Source organism: Ornithinibacillus halophilus (assembly GCF_900129485.1).
In the GTDB taxonomy this organism is placed as follows: Bacteria; Bacillota; Bacilli; order Bacillales; family Amphibacillaceae; genus Ornithinibacillus; species Ornithinibacillus halophilus.
Map to the genome: position 1 here is coordinate 1 of NZ_FQVW01000013.1, position 21,375 is coordinate 21,375.

Here is a 21,375-nt window from a genome sequence, read left to right on the forward strand (position 1 = left end):
AACTCGCTCCACAAAAGAAAAAGTCGCTCGCCCCGAGGAGGAACTCGCTCCACAAAAGGAAAAGTCGCTCGCCCCCACGACTTCCACGCTCCCCAAAACACCAAACTCGCTCCACCCTCAAGCAAACTCCCACCCCCACCAACCGGCCTTTCATTCACTTTTCTTCCACGAGCAACGTTCAACCTGCCACCTTGTCCTATCATGTGTTAAAATAATAGCTAAGATTTGACACGCAAATGGGGGATTTAGATGGCACAGAAAAAAGATGATAAGTCGAATAAGTCTGCTTGGATTATGGTCCTAGTGTTATCCGTCGTATTATTCGGTACGATGTATATATTCCAGCCGATTTCAAAGGATGAGGCTGTTGAAAGTGCAATGGAGATGGTCCCAGAGGAGTTCACTATTGTGAAGCATTCACAATTTATTTCTGCTGAGGAATCTGAGTCAGGTTCTGATGAATGGTATGTTCACTTGGAAAATGAAGCGGAGGAAAGAGCCATTCTCACGATTAACGCCCACAATGGGGAGTTGATTGTAGGTGCGATAGAAAACCAGCAAGGAGAAGTGATGGAGGAATTGTAAAATAACAAGGTGGGAAATTACATGAAAAATGTAAACTTCCCACCTTGTTTTAATTTAACATAATAAAAACGATTTCCACTACAAACTTATTGATATTCTTCCATTAATTCACGATTGAAATATGATGTTTCCTTTTCTCTTACGAAATGAATATCATCGTATCGATACACGATATAATCGACCCCATCAACCGTAATTTCTTCTACAAAATCATATTCATTATTATAATTAATATCATCGAATGTTAATGAAAATGGTTCTTCATCGACGTTAACCCAAGAAACATCGTATAACTTCCAGTTTCCATCATGGAATCGATATTCCCAGTAGTTGGTACCTGGAGTAATTAGAAAAATCTCATCGTCTAACTCTAAGGATGAAGCAACAAAGCTTTCTTCTCCAGTTTCAACTAGTTCAAAGCCAACATTCAAATCATTTTCGGTATAGTGAAACAATACGTCACATTCACAAAAATATGCGCTCAAATATAACTGTGAGAGTGTTTTATCTGCCTCCGGGTGAATATAGTCGGACAATTCCTCGATGGTTATTTCAAGAGCATCAACATGATCTTCATTATTCGAATCAAAATCCAATAAATTTAACCCAAACCATTCCATATTGTATTCATCCTGTAGTTCGTACATCTTCTCATTAATCTGTTGTAAATTCGTAGTAGCTATCTTTTTGGCTTCTTCAGTGTCAAGAGAAGCTGTTGGTACTTCCAATTCTCCTTTTAACGTATAAACATCTGTGGAAACATCCAATTCCATCGTTTCCTGCATAGAACCATTGGTATTTAATTTATTGAAAACCACCCAACCATCTTGGCCATAGATGAAATCATAGTCATACACTTCTATAAATCCTCGCATATTTCGATTTGATTCTTCTGTATACGTTGCCTTTGAAAGATGATCTTTTATTTTAGCTCTCAACGTAAATTGATTATCCAAATATTTTACAGTAATTGACGTAGGGTCTAATGTAATCCCAGTATATTGTTTATCGTGGTAATCACTTGTTTCTTCGTGAAGCTCCTGGAATTCCTTGGAATAATTATTAGTTAGGTTAGAGGCTACATGTTCAAGTTGAGAGAGATCATTTTTTTCCCAACTATCCAAATAGAGTTCCAAATGCTCTTGCACTGCCGTTTCGATACTAGCTAGCAGCTCATCGTTTGTTTCGAAATTGGTTGATACATATTCACTTTCAATCACTTCTTCCGTAGATTTCATCGTTCCCCAAGGAAAATCTACCTCGACATAAAGTGACATAGAACCATCTGCTAGAACAGGGCCAATGGGATCTTCGGAAAAAGCATTAAAATCTGTTTCTTCCCCGTTAATATACACGCGATTCTCTAAGTCATCATTTCCTAAAATATCTAAAAAAACATACGTTGCATCAAAATAAAGAGAGATATGTTCTTCTGACCCGTACACTTCATATTCCTCTTCCAATTCTAACTCTGTAACACCTGAATTAACGGCTCGAAAAGTATAGCGTCCTGGTAGAATGGAGGACATCTGATAATTAAAATCATCCGAATCAGAAGTAACTACTTCCTCATCAGCCATAAACAAGGTTGTATCCACTAGATTCGTACTAAGGTAAACGTCTACTGGCTGAACGGCTAACTGATATGAATCGAAAAATAAAAATCCATCTTTTTCTTCTAAGAGGATTAAATCACTAGTGAAACTTGATGTAACAAAAGAAATAGCTTCTTCTATATTGGTAGGGAGTTTATTCCCACCTTCATCTATAGCAGCTAGTTGTTCATCCAATGAAGTGGAAACGTGTTCTGCCACACGCTCTTCTTTTATGTACTTAAGAAATCCTTGAATTTCAGTTTCAGAAATTTCTTCATCAGTATCACGATAGTTTAATAGTTTTGCTAACTTTTTCGTGTCCTCTTTTTCAACGGCCTCTGTAAATTGATTAACTAATCTTTCCGGAGAAGTAAGGTGTGATATAAATAAAAACAACCCGATTAGTACTGCAACAGCACCTATTCCAATAGATAGTTTTATCTTTTTTTCTTTTGTGAGAGGCTGTGATGTTTTTACTTTGCCTTCATTAGCTGCCTTTTGGGTGACCGGTGTCCCACAGTTTTCACAGCTTTCCTTTCCTTGCTCTAACTTATTCCCACATTCTTTACAAAAATTCATTCCCATTTTCCCCCCATGTTTTTAAAGCCACTTCATATAAGTGGCATTTATAGCTAGAAAAACCGAACTAATTCTTCTATTTCTTCTATGAAACTCAATACTGAGTTACGGATAACAAAATATGAAATAATCATGGCGATAACGCTGGAACCAAGACTAATATAAACCCGTTGATTGGAGATTCCTTGTGTTTTATCGTAAGCAAATAGAGCTGGTACGATAAATGTTAAAAATACTAAACTTATTAATAATAATCCAACTGTTAAAAAGGTTGCCCCGAATAATCCTATAATGAGTGCAATTACACTAACAGCAGCAAATGGAACAACTAATCCCCCATATTGTCCAATATAATGTTTAAAGGAAAGATTACTTTTTGCAGCAAATTTTGTAAGTACAAACATACTAAAGAAACCTATTGCAACAAATAGTAATGCTATCAATGCAACTCTAGAGAATATAGTAAAGAAAGGGAGGCTTTCATCTACAACGCCCCAATAACTTGTCGCCTCTTTAAATAGACCATTCAGAAGAAAATAAATAGCTAGCCCAAAAGTGACAATATAAATTCCAATAGTAATAAGTCCATTTACAAAATATTTTTCACTTAAATTTAATACGGTTGTAGGATTTTTTAATGTGTCTAGGAAATAAGTTCCGTATTTACTTAATGCCTCTTTTGCATTCTGCGTTGTATTAGCTGTAGTTGGTTGTGCTTCAATTGATGCCGCTTGTTGATGTTCTTGGTGTTGAGGATTTGCTTGTTGTTCTACTGTTTCCTGACTGTTTAATGGTGTACCACAGGATTCACAAAATTTTCCTCTATCCTGCTCGTGGTTACAATTTGTACATATCATGGATCTATACATTCCTCTCTTTTATGAGTATTTTTAGGCAAAAATCAGATTTAGTTCTGTTGACCTAATCCAAAAGCACCTCCCTTAAAATTTATTATAAGATTAATTACCTATACAAAATGTTACATAAAGTGGCAAAATTTTCAAGATATTTTATTTTAGATCATTAAAACATGCTTCGCTCCCCAGGTCTTCCGTGCTCGCCACAGAGTGGAATACGCTCGCCCCTGGGGTATTCGCGCTCGCCACGGCAAGAAACTCGCTCGCCCCCCAGGCATCCACGCTCGCCACGCCATAAAACTCGCTCCCCAGATCTCCACGCTCGCCACAGAGTGAAATTCGCTCGCCCCCCAGGTCCCCGCGCTCGCCAAAGCATAAAACTCGCTCGCCCCCCAGGCATCCACGCTCGCCACAACACGAAATTCGCTCGCCCCTCAGGTCTCCGCGCTCGCCACAGCATAAAATTCGCTCGCCCCTCAGGTCCCCGCGCTCACCACAACACGAAATTCGCTCCCAAGGTCCCCACGCTCCCCAACTCCACCACAATCCCACATTTTTCTACTATTGAATTTAAAAACAATCCTATATAATAGGGAAGTATAAATTAAAACATTGTATTACTATGTCGGTTAACATAGAAAATGGGGTATTCAAATGAAAAAAACTAGTATTGCCATATTAATATCAAGCATCATAGTCCTACTCACAAGTGGATTTCTATTTGCAAATAGTAATGATCTTTTTACCACCACCGCCGAAATTGAGTTTTCCACGCATTCTCATAAATCTATCAATCTAAAATTGAATGCTGAACAAGATGTTCAATTCATTAAAGAACGGGACGAGCAAATAAAACAAGAAGAGGAAGAAAAACGTCTAGCCGAAGAAAAAAGAAAAGAAGCAGAGAGACGGAAAGAAGAAGAAAGGGTACGTCTTGAAGAGGAAAAACGTCAAGAAGAACAAGAGCAACAAAAAGCAAAACAAGAATCCCAACAAAATAACGAAGACCAGAAACAAAAAGAAACTCAATCACAAGAACCAAAGGAAAATAAATCAGATTCACCTGATAACTCTTCCTATCCTGGGGTGACTTCTTTTGAAAAAGAAGTTGTGAAGTATACGAATCAAGCAAGGAAGGATGCGGGGTTACCAGAGCTTAAGCTAGATCATGAGTTAAGTAGAGTGGCTTGGTTTAAGTCAAAGGATATGCAAACTCTTGATTACTTTGCTCATCAAAGTCCAACGTATGGTTCTCCTTTTGAGATGATGACGGAGTTTGGCCTTCATTATACGTATGCCGGGGAGAATATTGCGTATGGTTACCCAACTGCAAAACGCTTGGTACAAGGTTGGATGGATAGTCCACCACATCGGGAAAATATATTAAATGAGAACTTCACTCATATTGGAGTGGGACATGTACCAAATGGGCATTATGCGACACAGATGTTCAGGGCGAAGTAATGCACTCTTTAAATTCATTTCTCCAGGACTACCCCAGTACTTCTTTAGGGGAGTCCTAGAGAAATATGAAACTTACTCTCCTACCATCTCATCCATTAATTCCCTCTTTTCTAGTAATTAATAAGTTGTATAATAGAATTTGCATACAATTCCTGTCATATTCCGGTAATATTACCATCTCTTTTCGTCAAATTTCGAGTGTATTTCACAAAAATCTTTCCTTTGCGTGATACAATTGTGTTATAATCTTTTTTAGGTGTTTTTAATTACTTGACAATTTTAATAGACTAATGGAGGTTCAGTCATGGAGGAAACGATTTCCCTAAAGGAAATATTTGATGTATTGAAGAAACGCTTTTTAATGATTATTGCGTTGATGGTAGGTGCGGCAGCTCTTAGTGCTATTTTAACTTATGGATTTATTACGCCGACCTATGAATCTAGTTCGCAATTTATTGTAAACCAAAAGCAAGCTGATCCGAATGCACAGATTACATCAGGTGACATTCGTACTAATGTAGAGTTAATCAATACGTATAACCATATAATTAAAAGTCCACGTATATTAGATATAGTTTTAGAAGAATTGGACTTACCATATTCAAATGGGGTATTAAGTGGGAAGCTACAAGTTTCTAGCCCTGATTCATCACAGGTTGTGAATGTTACGGTAACAGATCCAGATCCACAATTAGCAACAGATATTGCGAATACAACGGTACAAATCTTCCAAGAAGAAATATCATCATTAATGAATGTGGATAATGTACAAGTGTTATCTCCAGCTGTAACATCTGCTAATCCTTCTCCGGTTAATCCAAAACCTGCATTAAACATTGCGATTGCTCTTGTTCTAGGAGCGATGGTGGGAGTCGGAATTGCATTCTTGCTTGAGTACATGGATACAACGATTAAAACAGAAGATGACATCACGAAGAAATTCGGTGTACCTGTACTTGGTGTCATTAGTCATATGGATGATTCAGATATGCGTTCGATGAAACCAGAAATGAATAAAAGAAGACAGAGGGGAGCTTAATAATGGCTAGAAGAAAGAAGCAAAAAACGATTAGTAATGTAAGAAACTTAATTGCTAAACTAAGTCCGAAATCAGTCATTGCAGAACAATACCGTACATTGCGTACCAATATTGAGTTTTCCTCTGTTGATGAGAAATTACAGACGATTCTTGTAACATCAGCAGGTCCTGGTGAGGGGAAAACGTCAACTATCTCTAATCTAGCAGTAGTCTATGCACAACAAGGGAAAAAAGTATTACTTGTAGATGCAGATTTACGTAAACCAGCTGTCCACTATACGTTTCGAATTGACAATATAAATGGACTTAGTAATATTTTGGTTGGCGATATGTCAGTGGCTGAGGCTGTTAATGATGGTGGAGTACCAGGTCTAGATGTTATTTCTAGTGGCCCAATTCCTCCGAATCCATCAGAATTATTAGGTTCCAATAAAATGAAGAAATTCCTTGATCTAGTAAAAGGAAACTATGATATTGTACTAATTGATACACCACCAGTAATAGCGGTTACCGATGCACAAATCCTTGCAAACCATTGTGACGGGGCAATCCTAGTGGTTCGTAGTAAGCATGCAGAATATGAGGCGGTAAATAAAGCGATTGATTTAATCAAGCCTGCTAAAGCAAAATTACTTGGTACGGTATTAAATGATAGAGATAAGAAAGAATCTAACCATTACTATTATTATGGAGCTTAAGTAAAAAGTTGTGCTAATCCTAGCACAACTTTTTTATTTGTATACTATTGAGAGTACTATTATTTTAGGTCTCTTTACCCAAAATGAAATGTTTGGTAGAATAGAAATATAATTTTGAATTGACTAACATTTTATGGAGGGATGGCCGATGATCGATATACATAGTCATATTTTGCCAGGATTTGATAATGGAGCGCGAACAGAGGATGAAAGCATCGCGATGGTCCATAAGGCAATGAGTGAGGGGATTGATAAGATTATATTGACACCGAGTTATATTTCTGGAGAAAGCTTAGTGAATCCAGATCAAATCTTTGAAGCCGTTTCATTATTGGATAATAAGCTATATGAAATGAATGTACCGGTAAAGGTCTATCCAGGTCAATTGATACATGTCTATGGAGAGATAAGTACAGATTTAGAAAATGGAGATTTACTTCCACTGAACCATAAAAGTCAATATGTATTAATAAAATTGCCGAACAGCCATGTCCCACAATATATAGAGAAATTATTTTTTGATATACAAATCAAAGGCTACACCCCAGTCATCGCTCAACCTGAACTCAATCAGGAGTTGATGGAGAAGCCCAATGTGCTATATTATCTAGTGAAAAGTGGGGCATTAACTCAAGTGAATACGGGAAGTATTGCTGGAAAGAACGGTAAAAAGATTCAGAAATTATCACTAGACCTACTGGAACGTAATCTCATTCATTTTCTTGGGACAGATGCAACACGGCCTAGTAGAAATGGTTTTTTCATGAAGGATGCCCTTCGCCTAATTAATAAAGAATTTGGTGATGTCGTGACATATCAGTTGAAATCAAATAATGAAGCGATTCTTGAGGGAATGCCAATTTCAAAAAAAGAACCGATTTATTTTGAATCCAAAAAAATATGGAAAATCTTTAGCCGAAACTAGACTGATGAGGTCTGGTTTTTTTATTCAGTGGAAAAACCGATAAAGTTGTATTATTCACTGATATACCCAGTAGTTTTCCCGATAAAACTATTCTTTTCCCGATAATCCTCCAATCTTCCCCGATAAAACATATAAATTTCCTTCTGTTAATTCTGATATATCTAGCATTTTCATTTACATAAAAGGATAATATTTCACCTTTCATTTTGGCTCGTTTCTTGGTATTCTATTCATAGAGTGTTCATGGGTAATTTGACCTACGAAAGAAAAATGATTGATTTAATTCTACAATAAACGATACTTGTTGTAATATGGTGTCATAATTTGGTATAATTGCTTACTAGATTAATAGGAAGTGATAAAAAATGATCGATATACACAGTCATATTTTACCAGGGATTGATGATGGTGCGAAAACCCTTGAAGATAGCCTTGAAATGGCAAGAGAAGCAGTAAGAGAAGGAATTGATACGATTATTGCAACACCTCATCATCGAAATGGTTCATTTGACAATTATAAAAATGATATTCAGTTGCATACGAAAGTATTAAATGAACAACTTAAAAAAGAAGGTATACCACTAACTGTCTTGAGTGGGCAAGAAACACGAATTCATGGCGAGATGATTGAGGAACTTGAGTCTGGCATCATGGACACGTTGAATGGAACGGATTATGTATTTGTTGAGTTTCCGTCTAGTTCGGTACCACGTTATGCGAAACAGATGCTATTTAATTTGCAAGTTGCAGGGTATAAGCCAATTATCGTTCACCCTGAGCGAAATAGCAGGTTGTTAGAACATCCTTCTATGCTTTTTGAATTCGTGCAAAAGGGTGCGTTAACGCAAGTAACCGCTGCAAGTCTTATAGGGAAGTTCGGTAAGAAAATTCAAAAGTTCTCGCATCAATTAATTGATGCAAATTTAACTCATTTTCTCGCTTCGGATGCTCATAATACGACCTCACGTGGATTTGTGATGCAGGAAGCATTTGGTGTGTTACAAAAAGAACACGGGGCTGAGTTGTTTTATCTATTTATGGAGAATGCACAACTTCTAGTCGACGGACAAATGGTCAATCGTTTTGAACCAGAGCCGATTAAAAAGAAGAAGATCTTAGGACTGTTTTAAAAACAATGGTCCTTGCCTTACCGACTGTAGCAACTCTAACAATTATAAAAGGATGAGTGAGATGATTAAAATATTACTCGTTGATGATCAACGATTATTTCGTGCTGGTGTTAAGTCATTACTTAATGATCTAGAGGATATGGAAGTCATTGGAACTGCAGAAGACGGTGAGGAAGCGGTTCGTGTAGTAGAAGAGAAGAATCCAGATGTTGTATTAATGGATATTCATATGCCGAACCTCGATGGAATACGAGCAACAGCTCAAATTAAAAGGAAGTTCCCTGATACGAAAGTCGTGTTTTTAACGACACAAGCGGTAGAAGGATTAGTGATTCGTGGGATTGATGTTGGTGCGGATGGTTTCTTAATTAAAGAGCTTTATCCTGATAATTTGGAACAAGCAATCCGGGATGCGTATCGTGGGCAAATGGTCTTATCAGGAGAGGTCGCTTCTGTATTAGTAGGACGGATTCGTGAACTGACGAAAGATCCAATACAGATTTTAGCAATCCGGTTGGAGAACCGTGGTATTAAGTTAACGAAACGAGAATTAGAAATCTCGATGTTGTTATTGGATGGAAAAACGAATACGCAACTGGCAAAACATTTCCAATTGCGTGAAGGCACGATTAAAAATTATATTAGTGATCTCTATATGAAACTAGACTTGCATAATAGAAGACAAGTGATTGCTTATTTGCAAGACATTTTAGCATTCGCTGATTATGAGTATTAGATAACTTTCCAAACTTTCCTGAAAAACACAATGTGAAAAGTGACTTTTCTTGTCGAAAGTCACTTTATGATGTGACTAGGTCTATAGTATGATATTCTAGCACGTCATTTTTGTGAGGAAAAAACTACTAAACTAAAAATGTAAACAGAGCTACATAAACTATGAAAGGAGTGAACACCATGACCTATAAACGAAGATTATTCTTATTGATCCTACTCGATTCATTCATCGTAACCTTTGCGATTTTCGCTGCCTCTTGGATTGTTTATCCTGGTATGAATTTAGATACCTTTAATCTTCCAATCTTATTTATAAGCTCCATATCTCTATTACTCTTTCATCATTTATTTGCATTTATCTATAAGCTTTATAACAAGATGTGGGCATATGCTAGTGTCGGAGAATTATTGGCCATTGTTAAGGCTATTACATTATCAATAATAGCAGCTGGGATCGTACAGTATTTAGCGAATGACTTTTCGGTCTATCATCGTGCGTTGGTTGTTACTTGGTTGCTTCACATTATTTTAATCGGTGGGTCACGTTTTGTATGGAGGGTATTTCGCGATCGTTATATTGTGAATGTAAAAAATAAAAAGCGTACCTTAATTGTTGGTGCTGGTGCAGCTGGTTCGATGATTGCTCGTCAATTGCATCATAGCAATGAAGAAGATAATGAGTTGCTACCTGTTGCGTTTGTGGATGATGACATTAGCAAACAGAAGATGGAAATCTATGGTGTTCCTGTATTAGGTAGTGTACAAGATATCGGTTTTCTTGTGAAAAGCCAAAACATCGAACACGTCGTCATTGCAATTCCTTCATTAAAAAATGGGGAACTGAATGATATTGTGACGAAGTGTAATGAAACGAATGCGAAGGTGCAAATGATACCGAAGATCGAGGATTTGATGTCTGGGAAGGTTTCGGTTAGTAACTTGAAAAATGTTGAGGTAGAAGATGTTCTTGGTCGTGAGCCGGTGGAACTGGATATTGATAAAATATCTGAGTATGTAACTGGAAATACGGTGATGGTTACTGGTGCTGGTGGTTCGATAGGTTCTGAGATTTGCCGTCAGTTGATGCGATTTACTCCTAAGAAAATTGTCCTAGTTGGTCATGGGGAGTTCAGTATTTATACGATTGATATGGAACTTCGGGAAAAATATGGACAAACCGATATCGAGATTGTGCCGGTAATTGGTGATGTCCAGGACCATGATCGTGTCTTTGGAATTGTGGAAGAGCATCAGCCAACGATTATTTATCATGCGGCAGCACATAAGCATGTGCCTTTGATGGAATATAATCCGCACGAAGCAGTGAAGAACAATGTCATTGGTACACGAAATGTGGCAGAAGCTGCGGATACGTTTGGAGTAAGTACGTTTGTACTTGTGTCGACGGATAAGGCTGTCAACCCTACGAACGTAATGGGTGCGACGAAGCGTGTTGCGGAGATGGTTGTACAAGCGTTAGCGAAGCGTAGTAAGACGAAGTTTGTTGCTGTTCGGTTTGGGAATGTGTTAGGGAGTCGTGGTAGTGTCATTCCGTTATTCAAAAAACAGATTGAACGTGGTGGGCCGGTGACGGTGACACATCCTGAGATGACGCGTTACTTTATGACGATTCCAGAAGCATCAAGGCTTGTGATTCAGGCTGGTACGCTTGCTAGAGGTGGAGAAATCTTTGTTCTTGATATGGGTGAGCCTGTGAAGATTGTTGATTTGGCTAGGAACCTTATTAAACTATCAGGTTATACAGAAGAGGAGATTCCGATTGAGTTTAGTGGAATTCGTCCTGGTGAGAAGATGTATGAGGAATTGTTGAATGAGAAAGAGATTCATCCGGAGGCTGTGTATGAAAAAATCTATATTGGGAAGACGCTTGATGTGGATACGGCTGTGTTGGATGAGATGATTGGTACGTTTGATCGGTTGGATAATGTGGAGTTGAAGAATGTGTTGATGGATATTGTTTATGCTGAGCGTGAGGTTATGGCGAAGGGATCCTGATACTTAAGTAACAAATTTTTATTTGGGTGTGTAGTTGTCTATGTAACTGCTAAGTTGATTTTCGTTACGGACAGTTGCTTTCCGTGGGCACGGCTTCAGCCTCCTCGCGGAAAACCATCGCTCCGGGGTCTTCAGACACGTGCTGTTCCCACAGGAGTCAACTGTCCTCCACTACAATCAACCATAAGGAATTGTAATAGATTAGTATCTCACACTCACATTCAAAATCAAGGAAATGGAAAATGGGGGATGTTTTTTATGAGAACTGTTAAGAAGGCGATTATTCCTGCGGCTGGTTTGGGGACTAGGTTTTTGCCTGCTACGAAGGCGATGCCTAAAGAGATGCTTCCTATTGTAGATAAGCCGACGATTCAATATATTATTGAGGAAGCGATTGAGTCTGGTATTGAGGATATTATTATTGTTACTGGTAAGGGTAAACGTGCGATTGAGGATCATTTTGATCACAATTTTGAGTTAGAAGATAATCTTGTTAAAAAAGAGAAGTTTGAGATGTTGGAGAAGGTGAAACAGCCTTCGTCTGTTGATATTCATTATATTCGTCAGAAAGATCCTAAGGGGTTAGGTCATGCTGTTTGGTGTGCTCGTAAGTTTATTGGTGACGAGCCCTTTGCTGTGCTTTTGGGTGATGATATTGTACAGGCTGAAACACCTAGTTTGAGACAGTTGATTCAACAGTTTGAAGAGACGCAGTCCTCGATTGTTGGTGTGCAGCAAGTGCCACAAGAAGAGACTCATCGTTATGGGATTGTAGATCCAGTTACTGTTGAGGGTAGACGTTATCAAGTTAGTCAATTTGTCGAGAAGCCTAAGCAAGGTACAGCTCCTTCTAATTTGGCGATTATGGGACGTTATGTGTTTACTCCGGAAATCTTCGATTTCCTTGATAAGCAACAAGTTGGTGCTGGTGGAGAAATCCAGTTGACGGATGCGATTCAGATGTTGAATGAGTTGCAGAAGGTTTTTGCTTATGATTTTGAGGGTAAGCGATATGATGTTGGTGAGAAGTTAGGGTTTGTGAAGACGAATATTGAAATGGCTCTTGATAATGAAGAGATTAATGAAGAGTTGTGGAAGTATTTGGTTGAGTTGGTTGAGAAGAGTAGGGTTGGGGTTTAGCTCTTACCTTAAAATAGAGAAGTGATTTTGGGAACCTTGCGGTTCTTGCATTGTATTAAAAAAAGATTTTGCTTCTTACGAAGCTGGTTATGGGTGATGTCTCCTTATCCTTAGCAATGGAGGTACTCGGCTGTGCTGTGGGTTGAAATAGTACCTTAGACACTTAGTTGTCAGTGGTGTGGCGTGAGGTGGGGTTAGATGCCCTGTGTTAATTATTATCTCCTTAGTCAAACAGTTGTGGCTTTGATTAATTTATTGTTTGCTAAGGAGGTGATATATAGGTGAAAGAAAAGCATGGTATGGATGGCTATACTATGGTAGAGTTGTTAACTGTGTTAGTTATATTAAGTATTATTACTTTAATTGCGATACTTTCAGTATCGGATATTATTGATAATACGAAGAAAGATGTTTGTATTGCCAATCTTAGTGAATTAGAAAGGTCTTATGAAATGCACTTGCATTTTGAAGGTGTGGATCATGAGGAGTTTTTGTTCAGGGATTTTTTCGGTGAATTCACTGAAGATATTTGTCCGGAACATGGTGTTATTAGTTATGATGGTGGAGATGTTTTATGTAGTATCCATTCTGATGTAGAGCATGATGATTCTGAGGATAATGATGAAGTGCCTTTCTTGTAGGTTTTATTGAGTTTGTGGGAAGAGTATTGGGTTGCGGTTTTTACTTCGGTTTCCCATGATTTTTGGTTTTGATGCTTAAAGGAGAGTTTATGATGGCCTTACGGCCTATAAGAAAGTAAGTATGATTGAATGTTAGATGGGAACTGAGTATCGTAGTTAGATTGAGTGCTAGAAACCTTGCGGGATAAGGGATTGAGGCGTTTTTAGCGAGAATTATAGATTGATTGAATGGTTTATATAATAGGAAGAAACTCGGTTTGAAGTGCTAAAACAGTAAATGTCTATTTCGTATTTGTTAGGTAGATTGAATAGATGTTACGAGGTGGCTATCAGATATTTAGTGGTTTAGTAGTTGGTTGGAATAGTTCTGGGGATTCCAAGTAAGTCCTAATCTACTAAAATATTAACTTAACATGGGAAGGAAGTCTAGAAGATGAATTCGACAAAAGTGAAGGAAAGAATATTCCTCTCTTCACCACATATGAGTGATGAAGGTTATGAAATGCAATATGTTAAGGAAGCTTTTGATACAAATTGGATTGCTCCCCTTGGTGAAAACGTAAATGGATTTGAAAGAGAGCTTGCTGAGAAGGTTGGTTCTAAAGCTGCTGCAGCACTGTCTTCAGGAACAGCTGCTATTCATCTAGCGCTTAAAGCGGCAGGAGTTGGAGAAGGGGATATTGTATTCTGTCCAACACTTACTTTCTCTGCTACTGCAAATCCAATCATCTACCAAAATGCTATTCCTATATTTATCGATAGTGATTACGAAACTTGGAATATGAGCCCAAAAGCATTGGAAAAAGCTTTTGAAAAGTATCCAGAAGTAAAGGCGGTATTGGTCGTTCATCTATATGGTTTGTCTGCAGATATGGACAAAATCATGGAGATTTGTAAGAAACATAACGTAGCGGTTATAGAAGATGCTGCTGAGTCGCTGGGTACTTACTATAAAGGTAAGCATACTGGAACTTTCGGTGACTATGGCATCTTCTCTTTTAATGGGAACAAGATTATCACAACTTCTGGGGGTGGAATGCTTGTTTCTAATAATGAAGAGAGAATTGCTAAGGCGAGATTTTGGGCCACTCAATCCCGAGATCAAGCAAGGCATTATCAACATAGCGAATTAGGGTTTAATTATCGAATGAGCAATGTGGTTGCAGGGATTGGTAGAGGGCAGCTTAAAGTGTTAGATCAAAGAGTTGCCCAAAAGAACTACATTTATGAATTCTATAAGAGAGAACTTGGTGAACTTGAGGGTGTTGAGTTCATGCCTAGTAATAAGTGGGATGAACCTAATTATTGGTTAAGCTCAATGGTTTTAACTGGAAAGGTTAGACCAATTGATGTTATGGAGGCTCTTGAGAAAGAGAATATCGAGTCCAGGCCTGTTTGGAAGCCAATGCATTTGCAGCCATTTTTTGAGAAATATGATTTTGTGGGTACAGATGTAGCAGAGATTTTGTTTGAGAATGGTGTTTGTTTGCCATCTGATACGAAGATGACAGATGAGGACTTAGAAAGAGTTGTGGAGACTATTAAGGGTTTATTTTAGTGATTTTAGGAGGATTATATTTTGGTATTATTCAAACAATTTATTACGATACCTAGTACAGAATATCAAGTTAATAGTGTATCGACTATATCAAATCCTAAGAATAGTTCATTAGTCTTTATCCAAAAAGATTATGAAGGCTTATTGGAGAATTTAAATAATGTAAAGGGATGTTGTGTTGTTGCTGAAAATGGAATGAGTATATCAGATGATTTATATAAAATACACAATTTTATATTAACAGATAATCCAAGACTACATTTTGCAAAAATTTATTCACTGTTAGCAGAATATGATGAAAAAAACAGTAGGAATAGAAACTATTCAAATGTAAATGGAGCTCTGATTGGAGAAAATGTAATAATAGGTGAAAATACTATAATTGAGCCTTTTTGTTTTATTGATCATGATGTGATTATAGGTTCTAATACTGTTATTCGTTCAGGGACACGTATAAGAAGAAATACAAAGATTGGTTCAGATTGTCTTATAAAAGAAAATAGCGTGATTGGAACACCTGGTTTTAGTTTTGAGAAAGATGAAGAAGACAATTTTATAAAAGTACCCCAACTTGGGGGAGTTGTAATCCATGACAAGGTCGAATTAGGTGCACTTTCGACAGTGGATTCTGGTGCAATAGAGCCAACATTAATAAATGATCAAGTTAAAATGATGGACCATGCACATGTTGCCCATAATGTGACCATTGGTGAAAAAACTGTAGTAGGGGCAGGTACTACTATAGCTGGAAGTACCAAAATTGGTAAAGACGTATGGATTTCTCCCAATTGTACTATAACCCATAAAATTAGCATTGGTGATGGTGTAGTTATAGGGTTATCAGCAAGAATTCATAAATCAGTTCCTGCTGGTACTACTATGATAAACGAAGGCGCAGAGGTATTGGAACGTCTACTTCAATTTATTGATTATAAAAATGAGTTATTGGGTGAAACGGAATATACAGAGAGAAAATTTGGTCGTGGCCATCCATACTATAAATAAGTTTTAAAATGAGGATGAGTGAACATGTCAGGGAATAGGAAGCGTAGTTTTCAATTATTTATTAAGAGATTGCTAGATATATGTGCAGCATTATTTGCATTAACGATTTGCTCACCAATTTATTTAATCGTTGTTCTTTATATAAAGATAAATACTAATGAAAAAGTACTTTTTAAACAAGAACGTGCAGGACTTAATGGAAAACCATTTATTTGCTTAAAATTTCGAACGATGACAAGTGAAGCAGATTCAGACGGTAATCTTTTACCTGATGAGTTTCGTTTGAAAAAGTGGGGGAAGTTTCTACGTAGTACAAGCTTAGATGAATTACCACAATTTATCAATGTGCTAAAAGGAGATATGAGTCTTATAGGACCTAGGGCACTCCTTGTAAGATATTTACCAAGGTATACACAAGAACAGATGCGTCGCCATGAAATGAGACCAGGTATGACAAGTTGGACTGCAGTTAATGGTAGGAATAATGTTGATTGGGAAAAGAAGTTTAAGATGGATGTTTGGTATATAGATAACTGGTCCTTACTATTAGATTTTAAGATATTTTTCTTAACTTTTTATACGGTTTTTAAAAGAGATGGGATAAGCAAAACGGGTCATGCAACTAGAGATGAATTCTTTGGATCAAAAGATAATCGTGATAAAGCAAATTAACTATGCGAAAGTGATAATAATTTAAGAGGTGAATGTAATGAATATATTAGTTATTGCACCACATCCGGATGATGAGGTTCTTGGTGTTGGGGGTACTATAGCAAAACATAAAGCAAATGGTGACAATGTTTATATTTGTATCGTTACTAAGGGAATGGCTCCAATGTTTAATGAAGAATCAGTAAAACAGGTTAGAAATGAAGCCATTGAAGCCCATAAATTATTAGAAGTTGAAAATACTTTTTTCTTAGACTTCCCTGCTGTACTACTAGAAGAGGTTCCTAAATACAAATTAAACGCAGCGATAATTAAAGTTTTAGAAAGTACGAAACCCGATATTGTTTATTTACCACATAGAGGGGATATTCACCTTGATCATAAAATTGTATTTGATGCAAGTATGGTCGCTCTAAGGCCAATTGGAGGATCTAAGGTTAAGGAGATCTATTGTTATGAGACTTTGTCTGAAACAGAGTGGGATGCGCCAAATACAACCAATGCGTTTATACCAAATACATGGGTAGATATTACACAATTTATCGATATTAAGAAATCAGCGATGTCCGTTTTTAAATCTCAGGTTTATTCATTTCCACACCCTAGATCATTGCAGTCTTTGGAAAATCTATCTAAGTATAGAGGTGCTAACATGGGCCTTAATAATGCAGAAGCGTTTATGACTATAAGAAGGCTTGTATAAAAAGTCACCTGAAGTATTGGAGGAAAAAACATGATAAATGTACTTATTACGAGTGCTGGTAGGCGAGTAGAACTTATAAAATATTTTAAAGAAGCCAGAGATAGCTTAGGCCTTAAGGGAAATGTAATTGCGGTTGATATAGATAATACGGCCCCGGCTTTATATCATGCTGATAAGTATTTTTTAATCTCAAAAATTAATGAAAATAATTATATCTCAGATATAATTGACATTTGTAATAAAGAAAATATAGATTTGATAGTACCAACAATAGATACAGAGTTATATAAACTTGCAGAAAGTAAAGAATTTATACAATCAAGGACAGATGCCGTAGTTCATATTTCAGATAAGAAAGTTATAGAAGTTTGTAGAGATAAATTTAATACACAGCGTTTCTTCTCTGAAAATAACTTTGGTGTTCCTAGATTGATAGACAATGATGCTTTGGTGAATAAAAACTATGATTTCCCTCTATTTATTAAGCCGCTTAATGGCAGTTCAAGTATGAATACATTTAAAGTTAATAATGAGAATGAACTACAATTCTTCTTGGGATATGTTCCGAACCCTATAGTCCAGGAGTTTATTGAAGGTGAAGAATACACTGTAGATGTATTTACAGATTTTTACTCAAATCCTATTACAATAGTTCCTCGATTAAGACTTGCTACAAGAGGAGGGGAAGTTGCAAAAGGGATTGTTAAAAAAGATAAAGAGATAATAAGGGAAGTCAAAAAGTTATTGGAAGTTCTTAAGCCCATGGGACATATAACAATCCAGTGTATGAAGACTAAGGATGGCATTAAATTTATTGAGATAAATCCAAGATTTGGTGGTGGAGCTCCTATAAGTATTAAGGCAGGGGCAGATTCACCGAAGCATTTGTACAAAATACTCTTAGGGGAAAGATTAGAATATAACGAAGATTATGCAGATGACTTTTTAGGTTTAAGGTATGATGAAGCAGTATTTTTAACCATGAGTAAGGAATTAGTATAAATGATTAAAGCGGTAATATTTGATTTAGATGATACGTTAATATCAGAAAAAGAATATATTGAAAGTGGATATCGTCATATTTCAAAAGTTCTTAGTAAAAGATTTAGTAAAGATGCGGAGACTTTATACCAATTATTACTAGAATTACTAAACATCAGTTCAAAAAATGTTTTTAATAGGCTACTGGATAGATTAGGAATTGTCTGTGTGGAAGAAGACATTGTGGAACTTGTAGAAGAGTATAGAAAACATTTTCCTGATATACATTTTTATAATGATGTATTACCTTGTTTAGAGAAGTTAAAAAAGGAAAATATAAAAACTGGTATTATTACTGATGGCTATGCTGAATCTCAACGTCAAAAATTACAGGCTGTTAATGCAAGTGATTATATTGAGGAGATTATTGTAACAGATGAACTTGGAAGAGAGTACTGGAAACCACATCCTTTTGCCTTTGAAAAGATGAGGGAAAAGTTTAATGTTGAATTTTCTGAGATGATTTATATTGGAGATAACCCAAATAAAGACTTCTATATTAGTAAGATACTTCCTATTAAAAGTATAAGAATAGTACGAAGTAATTCTATATATATGAACGCTCCTTACTATGAGAGTGTAAAAGAGAATCATAGGATTAAATCATTGTTAAATTTAAATTTACTTAGTATTACTGGAGAATAGATTAATTAGTCTAATTTAGACTAGTGAAATTGAAGCGATTAAAAGTCTCTAATTCTAAAAAACCGTTAATTTTAGTTTATAGAAATATCTTAGACAAGGAGAAAATACATGGAAGTGCTGTATAAGATCCTATTTTTTATAAGTGCATTTATCATTATTTGGGCAATGGTTGGATACCCAATATCTATAAAGATAATTGGTAGATTATATAAGAAGAATCGAGAGCTTAAAAAAGATTATTCTCATCAACCTACAGTAACTGTTATGGTTGTTGCTCATAATGAAGAAAAAGTGATATTAGGAAAACTTAATAATATTATAAAACTAGATTATCCTCAACACAAAATAGAGTTTTTGATTACCTCTGATAATAGTACTGATAAAACAAATGATATCGTAACAGAATTTATTAATGAAAATAAACATTTAAATATTCGACTTTATGAAGTTAAGGCTCGTAAAGGAAAGACCAATGCACAGAATGAAGCGAGCAGAACCGTTACAACGGATTTTATAGTCATGACTGATGCCAATTCTATGATGGACAAAGATTCAGTTAAAGAGCTTATGGCAGCTTTTTCAGCTGACGATATTGCATATGTTACTGGTAGATTATCTTTCGTAAATAAAGAGGCTAGTGATATAAGTGGTGCTCAATCAAGTTATTGGGATAGTGATGTTGCTATACGTGAAATAGAAGGGAGAATTCAAACCATTACAGCAGGTAATGGAGCCTTATACGCGTGTAGGACTAAAGAATATTATGAATTTAATCCAATTCAAAGTCATGATACTGCAATGCCTTTATTTTATGCGCTGCAGGGTAAAAGAGCGATAGCAAACCATGATGCAAAAGTATATGAGAAGGCTGGCGAAGTAGTAGAAGATGAATTTGGCAGAAAGGTACGTATGAATAGGTTGATTTTAAACCACATTCTTCCAGATCTTAAGATTCTCAATGTATTTAAGTATAAGTGGTTCACCTTTTTTTACTTAGGCCACAGAACAAGTAGATATTTACTTTGGTTTTCACACTTTATCTTGTTATTATCTAATGCTTTTCTTGTAACAGGTTCTTGGTTCTATGCATTAATGTTTATTAGTCAGATATTGTTTTATGGTCTTGCTATAATCAAACTAATAACAAAAACTAGTAATAAATATATAACCTTAATTTATTATTATTGTGTAACAGTATTCGCTCAATGGGTTGGAGTACGAAATATTTTAACAGGGAAAGCCAAACCATTTTGGGAAAAAGCTGAAAGCACTAGGTAGTATTTAGTACCAATATCAATATTTAAACTTGAAACGTTATTTTTTAGCATATAGATTTGAGTTAGCGTATCATTTTCGGGAGGTACTAGAAAAAAATAATCAGAGATAAAGATAGAAAGTACGCAGGTGGATTATATGAAAAATATTATCGTAAGAATGCGAGGCGGATTAGGGAATCAACTTTTTATTTACGCTTATGCACGTGCTATTCAAGAAAGAAATAAAAATGCGAAAATTCTCCTTGATTTAAGAGGTTATAAGAAGTTTAAATTACGTAGTTTTGATTTATCGTTTTTTTCACTAAACTCATACGTAGGTAATTTTAAAACAAGTGATATTTCGAATTTAGGTAATATTATTTATACATGTACTAGAAAGTTATATCAAGTATTATTTTATATAAATAGAGAAGTGTTTAAAAAAAATAATAAGTTATTAAACTTACCTTTTTTTAAGTTTGGCTTCTTATACAATGGGAATGACTATATGGGGTTATCTACCATTCCGGATAAAAAAAATGTTTATGTATTTGGTTATTATCAAGACAAAAAGTATGTTGATACTGTGCGTTCTGAAATAGTAAAGGAGTTGAGGCTTAAACCAAAGTTGAGTAAGAAAGCGAACGAATTTAAAAATCAAATAAATAGTAGTACTAATTCGATTGCTGTTAGCATCCGATGTGGTGATGATTATAAAAAGCTAGGGTGGCCATTATGTTCTATAAAATACTATAAAAAAGGAATAGAATATATACAAAATAAAATTCCAAACGCTGATATATATATATATTCGGATGAGATAGAAACTGTAAAGAAATCCTTTGGTTTTACTGACAACGTAACATATATCGAAGGCTGTTCTGGCTACGAATCACTATATTTAATGTCTTTATCTAACCATTTTGTTATTGCGAACAGTAGTTTTTCATGGTGGGGAGCCTATCTATCTCAAAACAAAAATAAAATTGTAGTTGCACCAACATTCTGGTATAGAAATAAAAAAACTAAAGATACGGGCCTGTATTCTGGTCAAATGGTACTAATTGATAATTAAAATTAGATGAGGTTATATT

General features: G+C 36.0%; 20 protein-coding genes. 18 read left to right on the forward strand and 2 right to left on the reverse strand.

The genetic code is table 11. The features are described from left to right. The first annotated feature begins 249 nt into the window (after positions 1 to 249). A complete protein-coding gene (locus BUB12_RS07290) occupies positions 250 to 585 on the forward strand; it encodes a hypothetical protein (RefSeq protein WP_072889575.1) in 336 nt (111 codons plus the stop codon). A gap of 86 nt (positions 586 to 671) precedes the next feature. On the opposite strand, the gene BUB12_RS07295 is transcribed toward BUB12_RS07290, so the two are convergent. Together BUB12_RS07295 and BUB12_RS07300 are read right to left on the reverse strand one after the other, a co-directional pair. Then, on the reverse strand, positions 672 to 2,759 hold the full coding sequence (locus BUB12_RS07295; RefSeq protein ID WP_072889577.1) for a zinc ribbon domain-containing protein: 2,088 nt from the start codon (positions 2,757 to 2,759) through the stop codon (positions 672 to 674). Between the two features lie 53 nt (positions 2,760 to 2,812). Next, positions 2,813 to 3,616 (reverse strand): zinc ribbon domain-containing protein, encoded by an 804-nt coding sequence (locus tag BUB12_RS07300; RefSeq protein ID WP_072889579.1) that lies wholly within the window; start codon positions 3,614 to 3,616, stop codon positions 2,813 to 2,815. 801 nt (positions 3,617 to 4,417) lie between these two features. On the opposite strand from BUB12_RS07300, the gene BUB12_RS07310 reads away from it, so the two are divergent. From BUB12_RS07310 to BUB12_RS07390, 17 genes are all read left to right on the forward strand, one after another. Then, entirely contained in the window at positions 4,418 to 5,080 is a 663-nt protein-coding gene (locus BUB12_RS07310; RefSeq protein WP_234982607.1) for a CAP domain-containing protein, read from the forward strand. Between the two features lie 304 nt (positions 5,081 to 5,384). Beyond that, on the forward strand, positions 5,385 to 6,119 hold the full coding sequence (locus tag BUB12_RS07315) for a YveK family protein (protein ID WP_072889585.1): 735 nt from the start codon (positions 5,385 to 5,387) through the stop codon (positions 6,117 to 6,119). 2 nt (positions 6,120 to 6,121) lie between these two features. Next, positions 6,122 to 6,817: a CpsD/CapB family tyrosine-protein kinase gene (locus BUB12_RS07320; RefSeq protein WP_072889587.1), complete on the forward strand. Its 696-nt coding sequence runs from the start codon at positions 6,122 to 6,124 to the stop codon at positions 6,815 to 6,817. Between the two features lie 148 nt (positions 6,818 to 6,965). Next, a complete protein-coding gene (locus tag BUB12_RS07325; RefSeq protein ID WP_072889589.1) occupies positions 6,966 to 7,742 on the forward strand; it encodes a tyrosine-protein phosphatase in 777 nt (258 codons plus the stop codon). Positions 7,743 to 8,107: 365 nt separating this feature from the next. Further along, a complete protein-coding gene (locus BUB12_RS07330; RefSeq protein ID WP_072889591.1) occupies positions 8,108 to 8,872 on the forward strand; it encodes a tyrosine-protein phosphatase in 765 nt (254 codons plus the stop codon). 61 nt (positions 8,873 to 8,933) lie between these two features. Continuing rightward, positions 8,934 to 9,608 (forward strand): response regulator transcription factor, encoded by a 675-nt coding sequence (locus BUB12_RS07335; protein WP_072889593.1) that lies wholly within the window; start codon positions 8,934 to 8,936, stop codon positions 9,606 to 9,608. 179 nt (positions 9,609 to 9,787) lie between these two features. Further along, positions 9,788 to 11,623, forward strand: coding sequence for a polysaccharide biosynthesis protein (locus BUB12_RS07340; RefSeq protein WP_072889594.1), 1,836 nt, complete (start codon positions 9,788 to 9,790; stop codon positions 11,621 to 11,623). 258 nt (positions 11,624 to 11,881) lie between these two features. Further along, positions 11,882 to 12,763: a UTP--glucose-1-phosphate uridylyltransferase GalU gene (gene galU / locus BUB12_RS07345; RefSeq protein WP_072889596.1), complete on the forward strand. Its 882-nt coding sequence runs from the start codon at positions 11,882 to 11,884 to the stop codon at positions 12,761 to 12,763. A 281-nt stretch (positions 12,764 to 13,044) separates the two neighbouring features. Further along, a complete protein-coding gene (locus BUB12_RS07350) occupies positions 13,045 to 13,404 on the forward strand; it encodes a type II secretion system protein (RefSeq protein ID WP_072889597.1) in 360 nt (119 codons plus the stop codon). A 448-nt stretch (positions 13,405 to 13,852) separates the two neighbouring features. Continuing rightward, positions 13,853 to 14,962, forward strand: a complete 1,110-nt coding sequence (locus BUB12_RS07355; protein WP_072889703.1) for a DegT/DnrJ/EryC1/StrS family aminotransferase — start codon at positions 13,853 to 13,855, stop codon at positions 14,960 to 14,962. A gap of 21 nt (positions 14,963 to 14,983) precedes the next feature. Further along, a complete protein-coding gene (locus tag BUB12_RS07360; protein WP_084063259.1) occupies positions 14,984 to 15,967 on the forward strand; it encodes a UDP-3-O-(3-hydroxymyristoyl)glucosamine N-acyltransferase in 984 nt (327 codons plus the stop codon). Positions 15,968 to 15,991: 24 nt separating this feature from the next. Continuing rightward, on the forward strand, positions 15,992 to 16,639 hold the full coding sequence (locus tag BUB12_RS07365; protein ID WP_072889601.1) for a sugar transferase: 648 nt from the start codon (positions 15,992 to 15,994) through the stop codon (positions 16,637 to 16,639). 37 nt (positions 16,640 to 16,676) lie between these two features. Continuing rightward, a complete protein-coding gene (locus BUB12_RS07370) occupies positions 16,677 to 17,339 on the forward strand; it encodes a PIG-L deacetylase family protein (RefSeq protein WP_072889603.1) in 663 nt (220 codons plus the stop codon). Between the two features lie 30 nt (positions 17,340 to 17,369). Further along, entirely contained in the window at positions 17,370 to 18,341 is a 972-nt protein-coding gene (locus BUB12_RS07375; RefSeq protein WP_072889605.1) for an ATP-grasp domain-containing protein, read from the forward strand. Beyond that, the gene (locus tag BUB12_RS07380) at positions 18,342 to 19,025 is read left to right on the forward strand and encodes an HAD family hydrolase (protein WP_072889607.1); all 684 of its coding nucleotides are present in this window, start codon (positions 18,342 to 18,344) and stop codon (positions 19,023 to 19,025) included. It abuts the gene before it with no gap. Between the two features lie 108 nt (positions 19,026 to 19,133). After that, a complete protein-coding gene (locus tag BUB12_RS07385; protein WP_072889609.1) occupies positions 19,134 to 20,303 on the forward strand; it encodes a glycosyltransferase in 1,170 nt (389 codons plus the stop codon). Positions 20,304 to 20,438: 135 nt separating this feature from the next. Beyond that, positions 20,439 to 21,356 (forward strand): alpha-1,2-fucosyltransferase, encoded by a 918-nt coding sequence (locus BUB12_RS07390; RefSeq protein ID WP_072889611.1) that lies wholly within the window; start codon positions 20,439 to 20,441, stop codon positions 21,354 to 21,356. The last annotated feature ends 19 nt before the right edge of the window (positions 21,357 to 21,375 follow it).